10 protein-coding genes and 1 riboswitch are annotated in these 13821 nt (G+C 40.9%); of the genes, 7 read left to right on the top strand and 3 right to left on the bottom strand.

The window, feature by feature from the left end; translation table 11 throughout:
• The first annotated feature begins 239 nt into the window (after positions 1–239).
• Positions 240–2270: an excinuclease ABC subunit UvrB gene (gene uvrB, locus VCASEI_RS04935; RefSeq protein WP_089110489.1), complete on the top strand. Its 2031-nt coding sequence runs from the start codon at positions 240–242 to the stop codon at positions 2268–2270.
• Between the two features lie 155 nt (positions 2271–2425).
• Here uvrB and yvcK read toward each other — a convergent pair whose 3' ends face one another.
• Complete coding sequence (yvcK, locus tag VCASEI_RS04940; RefSeq protein WP_089110488.1) at positions 2426–3316, bottom strand: uridine diphosphate-N-acetylglucosamine-binding protein YvcK; 891 nt, start codon at positions 3314–3316, stop codon at positions 2426–2428.
• Positions 3317–3501: 185 nt separating this feature from the next.
• A riboswitch (molybdenum cofactor riboswitch) is annotated at positions 3502–3658 on the top strand.
• Positions 3659–3682: 24 nt separating this feature from the next.
• On the opposite strand from yvcK, the gene moaA reads away from it, so the two are divergent.
• The 5 genes from moaA to moaE are packed head-to-tail and all read left to right on the top strand — an operon-like array spanning position 3683 to position 6497.
• Positions 3683–4711: a GTP 3',8-cyclase MoaA gene (moaA, locus tag VCASEI_RS04945; protein WP_089110493.1), complete on the top strand. Its 1029-nt coding sequence runs from the start codon at positions 3683–3685 to the stop codon at positions 4709–4711.
• Between the two features lie 38 nt (positions 4712–4749).
• The gene (gene moaB, locus VCASEI_RS04950) at positions 4750–5262 is read left to right on the top strand and encodes a molybdenum cofactor biosynthesis protein B (RefSeq protein ID WP_086959917.1); all 513 of its coding nucleotides are present in this window, start codon (positions 4750–4752) and stop codon (positions 5260–5262) included.
• Between the two features lie 24 nt (positions 5263–5286).
• On the top strand, positions 5287–5766 hold the full coding sequence (gene moaC / locus VCASEI_RS04955; RefSeq protein WP_089110487.1) for a cyclic pyranopterin monophosphate synthase MoaC: 480 nt from the start codon (positions 5287–5289) through the stop codon (positions 5764–5766).
• A gap of 22 nt (positions 5767–5788) precedes the next feature.
• A complete protein-coding gene (moaD, locus tag VCASEI_RS04960; RefSeq protein WP_086959919.1) occupies positions 5789–6034 on the top strand; it encodes a molybdopterin synthase sulfur carrier subunit in 246 nt (81 codons plus the stop codon).
• Between the two features lies 1 nt (position 6035).
• Positions 6036–6497, top strand: coding sequence for a molybdopterin synthase catalytic subunit MoaE (gene moaE, locus VCASEI_RS04965; protein ID WP_086959920.1), 462 nt, complete (start codon positions 6036–6038; stop codon positions 6495–6497).
• 106 nt (positions 6498–6603) lie between these two features.
• On the opposite strand, the gene VCASEI_RS04970 is transcribed toward moaE, so the two are convergent.
• Positions 6604–8043 carry a glyceraldehyde-3-phosphate dehydrogenase gene (locus VCASEI_RS04970; protein WP_086959921.1) on the bottom strand — a complete coding sequence of 480 codons (1440 nt, stop codon included), beginning with the start codon at positions 8041–8043 and terminating at the stop codon, positions 6604–6606.
• A 368-nt stretch (positions 8044–8411) separates the two neighbouring features.
• Positions 8412–10940, bottom strand: a complete 2529-nt coding sequence (locus VCASEI_RS04975) for a glycosyl hydrolase family 18 protein (RefSeq protein WP_089110486.1) — start codon at positions 10938–10940, stop codon at positions 8412–8414.
• Between the two features lie 601 nt (positions 10941–11541).
• On the opposite strand from VCASEI_RS04975, the gene VCASEI_RS04980 reads away from it, so the two are divergent.
• A complete protein-coding gene (locus VCASEI_RS04980) occupies positions 11542–13173 on the top strand; it encodes an ABC transporter substrate-binding protein (RefSeq protein WP_089110485.1) in 1632 nt (543 codons plus the stop codon).
• Positions 13174–13821: the final 648 nt, after the last annotated feature.

A 13821-nucleotide genomic window follows, 5' to 3' on the forward strand; every position in this document is an offset into this window, starting at 1 on the left:
TAAAAGGTCACTTTTGGGGAAAAGCCGTGGATTATTTTGAATCGAAAAGGTAAATCATAGTCTTCGCGGGAAGAAGATATTATCAAAATAGTCTTCATCAAACTAGAGTAAAGAATTCTTTTTTATCGGATAATTTGGTTGAATATCCTAGTGTTGCTTTAAGGACGACTAAAATGAAATATTCACAATCTTTCATGCATTAGATAAAGTGTGCAAACGATATAGGTGACGAGGTCAACATGAGTAAGCTTTATCAATTAGAATCAGATTATCAGCCCGCAGGTGATCAGCCAAAGGCGATTCAACAACTCAGTGATGGATTAGATTCAGGTCTTGCACATCAAACACTTTTAGGGGTAACTGGTTCCGGTAAAACATTTACGCTGGCTAATGTGATAGCTCAAGCGCAAAGACCAACTATTTTACTTGCTCCGAATAAAACCTTAGCGGCTCAATTGTATGGAGAGATGAAAGCATTCTTTCCACATAATGCCGTCGAATATTTTGTGTCTTATTACGATTATTATCAACCTGAAGCTTACGTGCCCACCACAGATACCTTTATTGAAAAAGATTCTTCCGTTAATGCCCATATAGAACAAATGCGACTGTCTGCAACCAAATCTCTTATTGAAAGAAAAGATGCCATTATTGTGGCCTCGGTTTCTGCTATCTATGGTTTGGGCGACCCTGATTCTTATCTTAAAATGATGCTGCATATTCGCCGTGGCGATATTCTTGTACAGCGCGACATCATTCGGCGCTTAGCGGAACTTCAATATAGCCGTAATGATATGGTGTTTGAACGGGGTAACTTTCGTGTACGTGGTGAAGTCATTGATGTCTTTCCTGCTGATTCTGAACATGATGCCATTCGGCTTGAAATGTTTGATGAAGAAGTTGAATGTATTAGCATTTTTGACCCGTTAACAGGGGCAATTAAGCAGAGAGATATTGCCCGGGCAACCATTTATCCTAAAACTCACTATGTCACGCCAAGAGAAAAAATCTTAGAGGCCATTGAGGAAATAAAAATTGAGTTAGTTGATCGCCAAAAACATTTAAGAGATAACAATAAACTGCTTGAAGATCAACGTATTACTCAGAGAACTCAATTTGATATTGAAATGATGAACGAAATTGGTTTCTGCTCTGGCATCGAAAACTACTCACGTTATCTTAGTGGTCGAAAAGAAGGCGAGCCACCTCCTACGTTATTTGATTACTTACCAAGAGATGGTTTACTGATCATTGATGAATCTCACGTGACTGTCCCGCAAATTGGTGCGATGTATAAAGGCGACCGTTCACGTAAAGAAACCTTGGTTGAATTTGGGTTTCGTTTACCTTCGGCATTGGATAATCGACCATTACGCTTTGAAGAATTTGAAGCGCTTGCGCCTCAAACTATCTATGTGTCCGCGACGCCAAGTGTTTATGAGCTTGAAAAATCGGGTGGGGATGTTGCAGAGCAGGTTGTTCGACCGACTGGCTTGCTTGATCCTGAGATCGAGGTTCGGCCTGTTGCGACTCAAGTTGATGATTTACTTTCTGAAATCCATAAGCGTGTGGCGGTAAACGAGCGTGTTCTTGTTACGACATTGACTAAGCGGATGGCTGAGGATTTAACAGAATATTTAACCGAACATGATGTAAAAGTACGTTACCTGCATTCTGATATTGATACGGTTGAACGTGTGGAAATTATTCGAGATCTCCGGTTAGGCGAATTTGATGTTCTCGTGGGTATAAACTTGTTGCGTGAAGGTTTGGATATGCCAGAAGTGTCTTTAGTGGCTATTTTAGACGCCGATAAAGAAGGTTTTTTACGTTCAGAACGCTCTCTTATTCAAACGATTGGGCGAGCGGCTCGAAACTTGAAAGGCAAAGCCATTTTATATGGAGATTCGATTACTAAATCAATGAAAAAAGCGATTGATGAAACCGAACGCCGCCGAGCGAAGCAACATGCCTATAATGAATCCTTAGGTACGACACCTCAAGCTTTAAAGAAAAGCATTCAAGATATTATGGAATTGGGGCATGTGGGGACTCGCAAAGGCAAGAAAGCAAGCAATGTTATTTCTTTATCGAAAGTGGCAGAGCAAGCTGCAAATTATCAAGCGTTATCACCCCAAGAGTTAGACAAACAGATTGCTAAACTTGAAAATGAAATGTATCAACATGCGCAAAATTTAGAATTTGAGCAAGCGGCGAAGAAGCGAGATGACATAGAACAACTGAGGGAGCAATTTATAGTTAATAGTTAGTTGGTCGATAAATATTGGCGCTTATTCGGCGACGCCTCACAGCAATGAGACGTCGCTTTTTATTGTGATGATTATGATTATGGTTATGATGATTGTGGGTAAACTCATCAATGAGTAAAGTTATGCCCATTTTACAATGACGAATAAGGCTTGGTTCATTGTAAGATGATTTTTTCAATTTCTTGTTGGAGTTTTTTACGATCATGTCGCCATTCATGATTAGGAGAAGCAAGATTGACTTCAATACATTGATAACCTGATTCGATGGCTTGAGTACAGTTTTCACCGAGCAAAATATCGACAGGCCTACCGTTGCAGGCGCGTTGGCACCATTTCAACTTTTCTTCTAGATTCATCATGCCCGCAGGGCCAAATTCTTTATCAAGGTTTTCCACAAACACCACTTTGGCTCGAGTGTTTTTTGCAATGGCTTTCCCTATTTCAGGCAGTAATAATGGCGGCATAATACTGGTTAAAAAGCTTCCTGGACCTAAAATAATGCAATCGGCTTCTAAAATAGCTTGAATGCCTTCTTCTGTAGCGGGTACTTCTGGCTCAACGTACAAACGCTGTAATGGCTCTGACATGTCATCCACATTGGTTTCACCTCGGACCCATTTACCTGTTTTTGATAGCGCAGTGAGATCGGCTGGGTGCTCAGACATCGGAACAATATTGACTTCCACTTTGAGCATATTACAAATGAGGTGGATGGCATCAAGAGGGCGGATAGAGAGGTTATCTAAAGCGGTCAGCATTAAATTGCCGAGATTATGCCCATTAAGCTCACCTTGACCTCTAAATCGATACTCAAACATCATCGAACTAATATTAGGTTCTGTGATTAACTGATTAATACAGTTACGGGTGTCACCCCAAGCTATCCCACCTTGGCATTGACGAATACGCCCAGTTGAGCCACCGTTATCGGTTGTCGCAACAATCCCGGTTGCATTGGAACCAAAATCTTTCAAAGCAGCAAGCATACGGCCTAAGCCATGCCCACCACCAATCGCAACGACTTTTTTATTTTTATGAATGGTCATGTATTCGATTCTTAGTCTGGATTTTAGAAAAAATGATATTTCTTTGATGTCGGTTAATTAATATAACGGGCTTAAGGCTAAATGGGTATGGCAAATCTCGACTTTGTTGCGTACTATTTAAAAACAGTGTTATTGATTCATCACTAAGTAATATATTTTAGGTTACTTCTAAAGATTTATCGTTAGCAACGTCATAACTCCGAGCTTTCATTGCTAAGTCTTCCATTGTTGATAATAGATAATAGAAGATAAGTATTCAAAGCCAGTGGCATTATGTCACCAGGGTTTACTTAGAAATGAGTATACCTCCCGTATTTGGAAAGGTGTTTCGTGACCTCAATTGTTTCTTATTACTCCCCCAGTAAAATAGGGGAGCATGATGGCGTATCGGCGTTATCACAAGCAGACAGCAAGCAGTTTGTTGATCGTTATGAGCGTAAATTTTACTATTTACGGTTATCGATTACGGATGTCTGTAATTTCAAATGTACTTATTGCCTTCCTGACGGTTATCATCCAACGGGACGAAAAAACTCGTCTTTTCTTGATCAAACAGAAATTAAACGCATTGTGAATGCGTTTGCTGATTGTGGTACCACTAAGGTTCGAATTACCGGTGGTGAACCGACATTACGGAAAGACTTTACTGATATTGTCGCGAGCGTTGCAGATACTCGTGGTATTAAAAAAGTGGCCATGACAACAAATGGCTACCGAATAGCTAAGCAAGTGGATAGCTGGAAAGACGCCGGGTTAACCAATATTAATGTCAGCGTAGACAGCCTTGATCCTAAACTGTTCCACCAAATTACCGGTGAGAATAAATTCCATGATGTGATGAACGGAATTGAAAGAGCATTGGAAATTGGCTATGAGCAAATCAAAGTCAACGTTGTATTACTCAAGCAATACAACGGTAATGCATTACCAAGCTTTCTTCATTGGATTAAATCCCGTCCTATTCAGTTGCGTTTTATTGAATTGATGCAAACGGGCGAAATGGATTCACTGTTTCAAGAGCAGCATCAATCAGGGGTGAGTATTCGTAATCACTTGATCGCGAATGGTTGGTTATTGAAAGTCAAAGAAGCCAATGATGGCCCTGCGCAAGTGTTTATTCACCCTGATTATCTAGGTGAAATTGGCCTTATCATGCCTTATGAAAAAGGCTTTTGTGAAACCTGTAATCGTCTGCGTGTCTCTGCGACAGGTAAGCTACACCTGTGCTTATTTGGTGAAGAAGGTGTTGAGTTGCGTGATTTACTCCAACAAGATGAGCAAGAAAAAGACCTTATCGCACGAATTCAAGGTGCGCTTAATACCAAATCTGTTAGCCACTTTTTACAAGAAGGCAAAACAGGTATGACGCCACATTTGGCTTCTATAGGCGGTTAATCTTCCCTTTTCTATTTTGATTTTTTGAGGTTATCAATATGGCACGTGTTGCTGCTGAGTTTAAACCTGCACGAATTGCAGTCTTGACCGTATCGGATTCTCGAACCCCTGAAAATGACACATCGGGTGATTATTTTGTTGAGCAAATTCAGCAAGTAGGGCATCAATTGGCTGAGCGTCAAATTGTCGCAGATAACAAATATCAAATTCGCGCCTTGGTTTCAGGGTGGATTGCTGATGGTACTATTCAAGCGGTCTTAATTAGCGGTGGCACGGGCTTTACCGCAAAAAACTATACAACGGAAGCACTGCAACCTTTATTTGATAAACAAGTAGAAGGTTTTGGTGAGATTTTTCGCATGCTGTCTTTTGAAGACATTGGATCATCGAGCTTACAATCTCGTGCAATCGCGGGAATGGCTAACCAAACGGTTATTTTTGCGATGCCAGGTTCGACGGGGGCATGTCGTCTAGGTTGGGAAAAGTTAATCAAGGAGCAGCTTGACGCGCGTCATCGCCCTTGTAATTTTATGCCTCATCTTTCCGCTTAAAAATTCTAATAAGGAATGATATCCATGTCTCAATTTACCCATATTAATGCTTCTGGTGAAGCTAACATGGTTGATGTCTCTGCTAAACAAGAAACGGTACGTGAAGCTCGGGCAGAAGCTTGGGTGAGTATGTCAAAAGAAACGTTAGATTTGATCGTTTCAGGCTCCCATCATAAAGGCGATGTCTTTGCGACGGCTCGCATTGCGGGCATTCAAGCTGCTAAAAAAACATGGGATTTGATCCCGTTATGTCACCCACTATTGCTATCAAAAGTTGAAGTGCAACTAGAAGCAAAACCAGAAACTAACCAAGTTCGTATTGAATCTGTGTGTAAATTGGCGGGAAAAACCGGGGTAGAAATGGAAGCGTTAACGGCGGCTTCCGTGACCGCACTGACCATTTATGATATGTGCAAAGCGGTACAAAAAGACATGGTGATAGGAAACGTACGTTTGCTTGAGAAAACCGGTGGTAAGTCTGGTCATTTCGTTGTGGCTAATTAATACGATATTCAAGGTTATAAACATGATTAAAGTTTTGTTTTTTGCTCAAACGCGTGAACAAATTGGTGTGGATTCAGTGATGGTTGATGTGGATAACATCACAGCGGATGATCTGCGTGAACATCTTTGTGCTAAAGGTAATGAATGGGCGCAAGCGCTTCAAACTGGAAAGCTATTAGTTGCGATCAACCAAGATATGGTATCAATGGTGTCTATGGTCAAAACCGGCGATGAAGTCGCGTTCTTTCCACCGGTGACCGGAGGTTAATATGTCTCAAATTGAAATGGTTTCAGTGCAATATGACGATTTTGATATTGGATTAGAATATCAACGTTTATCAGAAGGTACACAAGCTGGTGCCGTGGTGACCTTTGTCGGTAAAGTGAGAGATATGAATCTTGGAGATTCAGTGACGGGGCTAAGTCTTGAGCATTATCCGGGAATGACGGAACGTTCATTAGTGTCGATTTGTGAACAAGCAAAACAGCGTTGGCCATTATTGAATATCCGTGTGATTCATCGCGTTGGTGATTTGAATTTAGGCGATCAAATTGTATATGTGGGCGTTTCTAGTTCCCATCGTAATGCTGCTTTTGAAGCCTGTGAATTCGTGATGGATTATTTAAAGACACAAGCGCCTTTCTGGAAAAAAGAACGTACTGTTGATGATGTCCGTTGGGTGGAGTCGCGCGATTCAGATGCAACAGCGGCGGAGCGATGGCAGTCTTGAATTTCTCTTTAAATTCATAACGGGTTTGTTCGTAATGGGGTTTATGACGAGATAAAACATTAGAAAGGAAAGCCTCTGTATTCCGAGGCTTTTTGTTATTTATTGATTAACCTAATGAAGGGTAAGTCTTAAAACGTACCCCCATCATATGTTCCATACAATGCACGACTTGGCAGCTATAACCAAACTCGTTGTCATACCAAATATACAATACACAACGGTTGTCTTGTGCGATAGTCGCGGCGCCATCAATGACTCCTGGGTAGCGAGAACCGACAATATCGGTCGAAACAATTTCAGTCGATTGTGTGTAATCAATTTGTGGTGATAAAGCAGAATTAAACGCCATTTGTTGTAAATAGTGATTTAATTCCTCTTTTTCAGCGGCATTTTCTAAGTTTAGATTGGCTACCGCCATTGAAACGTTGGGTGTTGGAACACGGATGGCATTACCGGTTAATTTATTGGCTAATTCAGGGAGTGCTTTTGAGACAGCTTTCGCTGCACCTGTTGACGTTAACACCATATTCAATGATGCGCTGCGACCACGACGTTCGCCGCTGTGAAAGTTATCGATTAAGTTTTGATCGTTAGTGTAAGAATGAACGGTTTCGATGTGGCCAGATGTGATGCCATATTTATCATTCATTGCTTTTAATACAGGAGTAATCGCATTGGTGGTGCAGCTTGCCGCTGAAATAATACTGTCGGTAACTTCAATATCTTGGTGGTTAACGCCAAAGACAATGTTTTTAATTTCACCTTTGCCAGGAGCCGTCAGTAATACTTTTGATGTGCCTGAACATTCTAAGTGTTGCCCTAGTCCATCGGTATCACGCCATACACCTGTATTGTCAACAACAAGCGCGTCTTTAATATTGTAATCTGTATAATTCACCTCTTGTGGTGAATTGGCGTAAATGAATTGAATATAATTGCCATTGACGATCAAGGCATTATTTTCTTTATCGATGATGATGCTGCCATTGAACTGCCCATGAACGGAATCTCGGCGTAGCAAATTAGCACGTTTTTCTAAATCTCCCTCTTTACCACCACGCACAACAATCGCGCGCAACCTTAACGGGTAGCCAGGGCCACTTTTTTCAACTAATAAACGAGTCAATAACCGACCAATTCGACCAAACCCATATAGCACAACGTTTTTGGGTTCCGCGATTGTTTGACCGCTTAATGCATCACTTAACGCTGATGCTAAAAAATGAGAAGGGCTGTCGGTGTGTGAGTGATGTTGAACATATTGTTGAGTCAGCTTACCAATATCAATGTAACAAGGGGAAAGGGGAAGTTGGCAAAGCTGCTTTATTAATGGTTCAACTTGTTGAAGGGTGAGGTTTGATTGAGTGTAGCGTTGTGAAAGGTGGGTTAATTTGATAATGTCAATAGTGCCAGCATTGACTAGGGTTTTGCCGAACATCAGTAGTTCAACTCCTTTTTGTCGATAGAGTTGAGCTATTTTGGGCAGCAAGTTCTCAGCAATGGTTTGGGATTGTTGCCATTCTTGTTGATGGACTTGTGGATTCATTTTAATACCTTTGGATTACGCTATTGGATGAGCATCAAAACGATGCGTTTAATGTGCGCTCACTCTTATAGGTTCGAGACAGTCACACTGGCAAACTCAAGCTTGTCGATGTGTTTCACTCTTAATCGGTGAATGGGATCACTGAGTAATTATATCAATATGATAATTACTGACTGGCTTATGTGAATTTGCTAGCAGATTGTACTGAGTGGAGTATTTATTCTGCTACGAAAAATAAATCGAACTTGGTATTTTGTTATCTAGCTCACGAAAGAATCTGCGTGTTCAGCGACAGATAAAAGAAAAAGGCCGATGATTGTTCGTCGGCCTTTGTTTATTTTAGGTGTGTAGGTTTATTTGTAGGGTATTTATTGGCAGCTTGTTGCGCCTAAATTTTTCCATACACCCCATTCACCAGTTTGTGATGGGTTTTCACCCGTCGTCCACCATTTGGCTTCATACAAAGTACCATCTAGCGTGACTTGGTCTCCTCCATTATAAACCGCCGTTGTATCCCAAGCATTGTCACATGTAGGGTCTGTCGTACCTGAGGTTTTTAGGACAACGACGGAAGCTGAAGCTTCACTTGTCAACTCACCATCACTAACCGTGACAGAAAAGTTAAGCGTTGTATCTTGCTCGTATTCACCGGCAACAAAGCTAATGCTTGAACCAGAACCGCTCACTCCTGAAGGAAGTGTCCATGTGTACGTTAAGCTATCGCCTTCAGCATCGGTAGAGCTCGAGGCATCAACGACAACCGTGTCACCAGCATTGGCTTGTGATGGTGCGATTAACCTGGCAACAGGTGCTGTATTTTCAGGAGTAACATTAACAGGGTTAACCGTAATAATGACCGTATCGGTTGCGGTAGCCCCTTCGTTATCTGTTACTGTTAATGAGAACGTTAACGTTTGTGCCTCTGCCACTTCTGCTACATCAAACTCTGTGCTTTGTGCCGTTGGATTTTGAATGTTAACTGCTATGCCAGACGTTTGAGTCCATGCGTAAGAGGCAATGCTGCCATCACGATCTTTCGATGCTGAGCCATCTAAAACCACGCTAGCAGGGCCAACAACGACTTTATCGGCACCGGCATTAGCGGTAGGCGCTGAATTGGATGGTTGACCCGATAAGCCTTCATGCATGGCATTTAGAATATCGCCATTGTCGGCATCTATTTCCCATGAGAATAGCCCTGCAAGTCCTAAGCTACGAACGTATTGACCTTTCGCAATCGTAGATCGTTCATTATCGTAAGTGACTAATTTCCCAGTAGAGCGGTTCCAAACCCACGCGGCTTCAGCTTGTGTATCATAGCCCGTCTCAAAGCCATTAATACCCGTGCCGTTTGGCCCAATCATTGAACTTTTAATGCCTTTGTAATCAATCACGCCAGCTTCCCAAACACCTTGTGCTTTCGTTCCTGTCAGCTTGCCATTACCCGTTCCTGTCATTGGATCGGTTGGGTCAGTTAAACTGTTTGGCATTACACCATCCCAACCACGGCCGTACATTGCCGCACCTACCACCAATTTATTGGCTGGTACACCTTGTGTGAGCAAAATTTGAATCGCGTTATCGGTGGTGTAAGCGGGGCCTTTATATTCAACACCTTCTTCATCTACACCACTGCCATCGCATTGACCGGGGCGCATGAAGCTACCACAATAAAGTGCCGTTTGATGACCCGTTACATTATTCCAACCACCGTAGAAGTCGTACGTCATTGCGAAGATGTAATCCATATACTGAGCGGCGTCAGCGTAATTAACATCTTCTAATTTATCGTAACCGACACCAATGGCAGAGGTTAGCTCGTACTCTTTACCATTTTGAACTTCAAGTTCATCAAGCATAACACGCAACTCTTGCATTAAAGCAACGTAAGCGGGGCCATCATTAATCGGATCGCCTAGGTTAGCTGCTTGACCGCCGCCGCCAGGGAATTCCCAATCAATATCAACACCATCGAAGAATTTCCAAGTGGTGAGGAACTCTCGAACCGATGCGACAAAAATGTCTCGTTTTGATTTGTCGGTAAATGAGAAGAATGGGTCGGAAAGTGTCCATCCACCGACAGAAGGGACGATTTTTAGATCTGGATTGCGTTGTTTAAGCGCCATCATCATCCCGAAATTACCTTTAATTGGGGTATCGTATTCATGGCCCGCTTGCGTAAAGCTTTTTTGATAAGCGGCCCAAGGATCATGGATAACTACATTGTAATCTGGCACGCCTTGACATGCAGTTTGTAATGCGTTGTAACTGTTTCCACCAACGGACTTCAATGATTCATTGGGGCCACAAATTGGAATGAACCCATATAAAATATGAGTTAAGTTATCAGCAGGAAGGTTATCGACGGTATAACCACGGTCATAGATGCCCCACTCAACAAAGTAAGTGCCCACAACGGTATTTGGGTCTGTATTGTAAGGTTGATTATTTGGGTCAACATTCATGGTTAATGGAGCAAGGTGAGAGCCATCGGTATCTGCGATGGTTAACGTTTCCGATGCTGATTTCGCACAACCTGTCTCATCACAGACTTCGATTTCCATTTGGAAAGCACCGCCTTGTGGGTAAGTAAACGATGCTGTGGTTTTATTACCAGTAATAGGGCCTGTTGCAACCTTCGCACCATCAAAATAGATGTTATAAGTATCACCAGTTGCGCCGCTGTATTGGTTAAAAGTAATGTCGATCTGAGCTTCTTGATGGTATTGAACCATGCTGTTATAGCCTGCGGTGGTTTCCATTGCTAAATCGATTTTTGAAAACTTTAAATTCTTTGAGCCATACATATCTAAAGTTGGAGCACTTGGTGCAGCAGCAACCGTTGCTGATCCTAAAGCCAGTGCAATACTCATGGCTGTTAGATTGAAACGTTTCATATCATTTCTCTCTTTGTTTCTTCCTTGATCTTCTCACCATCAAATAGAGCCTGGTGAAAACTGCACACAGGATTGTGGCATCTCCAGCAGTGTTAATGAGGAAAGGAAGGTAAACAAAACACAAAGAAACCTTTTTGAATCGATATACAATTAAAAATGCTAACTTTACTCTTCATTTCAGTTAAAGATGGCTTAAGATCTCTATTTAATAAAACTTGTCAAATTTAGACTTGAAACCATTAAAAAATGAGCTAGGTGGGGAATTAAGTAGGTACTACATTTGGTCGTTATTTTTATAAATAATGAAGAGAAGAAAATATTATCAGGGTATTTCACTGTGTAATCGATTGCATTTGGATACACATACTGACTGAAGGGAAAAGTGTAATCTATGTTACGTTTTTATAACTTTTTTATGGTAGATCTCAGAAAATGTTGTTAGCTTAATCCGCTGTTTATATCGTAAGTAAGGTATAAACTAGAGCATAACTGCTTTAAAAGTTTAAAACCTAGAGAAGCCTACTAATTGTACAGATTCACTTAGTTATAATGATATGAATATGTCACGGATGCATTAATATAAAATTTGGAGTTTACTCATATGCGTAAAAATACAATCACTCAAGTACTTCTACTTGGTGTTGGCTTGGCTTTTGGTGCCACCTCTCTTCCTTCTCTTGCCGCTCAAGTTCCTGCTGGAACGAAACTTGCTGATAAACAAGAATTAGTGAAAAGTAACGGCGCAGAAGTCGCCTCTATTGATCCTCAAAAAACCGAAGGGGTGCCAGAGTCGAATGTACTTCGTGATTTATTTGAAGGCTTAGTTAACCAAGATGCAGACGGCCACGTGGTTCCTGGTGTGGCAGAAAGCTGGGAAACTCAAGATAACAAAACGTTTATTTTCCATTTACGTAAAGATGCTAAATGGTCGAATGGCGATCCTGTCACTGCCGATGATTTTGTCTTCACATTCCAACGCGCCGTTGATCCGGCAACTGCTTCTCCATATGCATGGTATTTAGAAATGACGACCATGAAAAATGCCGCTCAAATCATCAGTGGAAAAGCGGACAAATCAACGCTTGGCGTTAAAGCGATTGATGCGAATACCCTAGAAGTGTCACTTGAATCTGCGGTTCCATATTTCGTGAAAATGATGGGCCATACTACGGTTAAGCCTGTCAATAAAAAAGTTATCGAAAAATGGGGCGACCAGTGGACTAAGCCTGAGCATTTTGTCAGTAATGGCGCTTATGTACTACAAAGCTGGGTATTGAATGAGCGTATGGTATTGGTTCGAAATAAGCACTATTGGGATGACAAAGATACTGTCATTAACAAAGTGACGTACCTGCCAATTGATAGCAAAATCTCAGAAATGAATCGTTTTCTTTCTGGTGAAATTGATGTGACCTACGAACTACCGAATGAGCACTTTAAAAACTTGAAGAAAGAGCATCCGGAAGATGTGATGGTGGTGGGGAATTTATGTTCTTATTACTATGGCTTTAATAACTCTAAACCGCCATTCGATGATGTTCGAGTACGTAAAGCGCTTTCTTATACTATTGATCGTGATGTTATTACTCGTATTTTATTGGGGCAAGGGCAAAAACCCGCTTATTTCTTAACACCAGAAATTACCGCCGATTTTAATCCAGAGATGCCAGAATATGGGACTTGGACGCAAAAAGAGCGAGTGGCGACAGCAAAAGAATTGTTAGAAGAGGCTGGTTATAACAAGTCGAATCCGTTGAAATTTACCTTGCTTTATAACACGGATGATAACCATAAGAAAAATGCCATTGCCATTTCTTCTATGTGGAAAAAATCATTAGGTGTTGAAGTCACTTTAGAAAACCAAGAGTGGAAAACTTACCTGGATACCCGTCGTCAAGGTAACTTTGAAGTGACTCGTGCTGGTTGGTGTGGTGACTACAATGAGGCGTCTTCATTCTTATCACTAATGCAATCAAATAATAGTTCAAACGATCCTCGTTATCACAGTAAAGAATACGATTCGGTGATGGAAAAAGCATTGAATTCAACGAGTGATAAAGAACGTTCAGATCTTTATTCTCAAGCTGAAAAACTGTTGGCTCGTGATATGCCTATTGCTCCAATCTTCCAATATGTGAAATCACGTCTTGTATCACCACAAGTTGGTGGGTTCCCGACAAATAATGCTGAAGATAAAATTTATACTAAAGATCTTTATCTTATTGCTAAATAAAGATTTTTTAACATATTCTGGTTCTGTATAGAAATATGCAGAACCTATTTTTATCACTAAAAATTCTATTATTGAAAAATTGAAAGCTTATTCGTGATTAGTGAGTATACCTATCAGGTGCTTATGACTTATGAGTATTTAAATATAGTTTTTAGGTTGCAACATTACGGTCAACTTTGAATATCCGTGCTTTTCATGTTTAATCAGTAGATAGTTCTGTTGAATGTTGATAGGGTTTAGCGATGAAGTAAAGAGATAAACTGATATCTACAAGGATTCTGTAGTAGGTTTTTCAAGCGTTTTAATCATAACGGTTACTTCAAATCATACAGGTTATGGAGTCGATGTATGTATCAGAATGGAATTCAAAAATTAGAGCTACTTTGCCACTTTTCTTCTTCAAAGTACTCTCCATTTGCTCGTTGTGTTATGTGCATATGTGCGCACCAATTTTCCAATAAGCAAATCGGTAACATTTCCCCATCAATACCTCAGACTCGATCTATTAAATTACTTTTGGTACCAAAGAGTAGTATCCATTTTATTACTTAATGATCCCTTAATGTTTATTGATGATCCAATTTTAAATTAGTAGTAAATAAAATAATAACAACATAAACAGGGAATGTTTGCCCGATTTGGCAGACT

It is taken from the genome of Vibrio casei, assembly GCF_002218025.2.
Taxonomy (GTDB): domain Bacteria; phylum Pseudomonadota; class Gammaproteobacteria; order Enterobacterales; family Vibrionaceae; genus Vibrio; species Vibrio casei.

Coding starts and splice junctions, on each gene's coding strand:
- VCASEI_RS04975 (WP_089110486.1), bottom strand. CDS start 10,940: ATGAAACGTTTCAATCTAACAGCCATGAGTATTGCACTGGCTTTAGGA.
- VCASEI_RS04970 (WP_086959921.1), bottom strand. CDS start 8,043: ATGAATCCACAAGTCCATCAACAAGAATGGCAACAATCCCAAACCATT.
- uvrB (WP_089110489.1), top strand. CDS start 240: ATGAGTAAGCTTTATCAATTAGAATCAGATTATCAGCCCGCAGGTGAT.
- moaE (WP_086959920.1), top strand. CDS start 6,036: ATGTCTCAAATTGAAATGGTTTCAGTGCAATATGACGATTTTGATATT.
- moaC (WP_089110487.1), top strand. CDS start 5,287: ATGTCTCAATTTACCCATATTAATGCTTCTGGTGAAGCTAACATGGTT.
- moaB (WP_086959917.1), top strand. CDS start 4,750: ATGGCACGTGTTGCTGCTGAGTTTAAACCTGCACGAATTGCAGTCTTG.
- yvcK (WP_089110488.1), bottom strand. CDS start 3,316: ATGACCATTCATAAAAATAAAAAAGTCGTTGCGATTGGTGGTGGGCAT.
- VCASEI_RS04980 (WP_089110485.1), top strand. CDS start 11,542: ATGCGTAAAAATACAATCACTCAAGTACTTCTACTTGGTGTTGGCTTG.
- moaD (WP_086959919.1), top strand. CDS start 5,789: ATGATTAAAGTTTTGTTTTTTGCTCAAACGCGTGAACAAATTGGTGTG.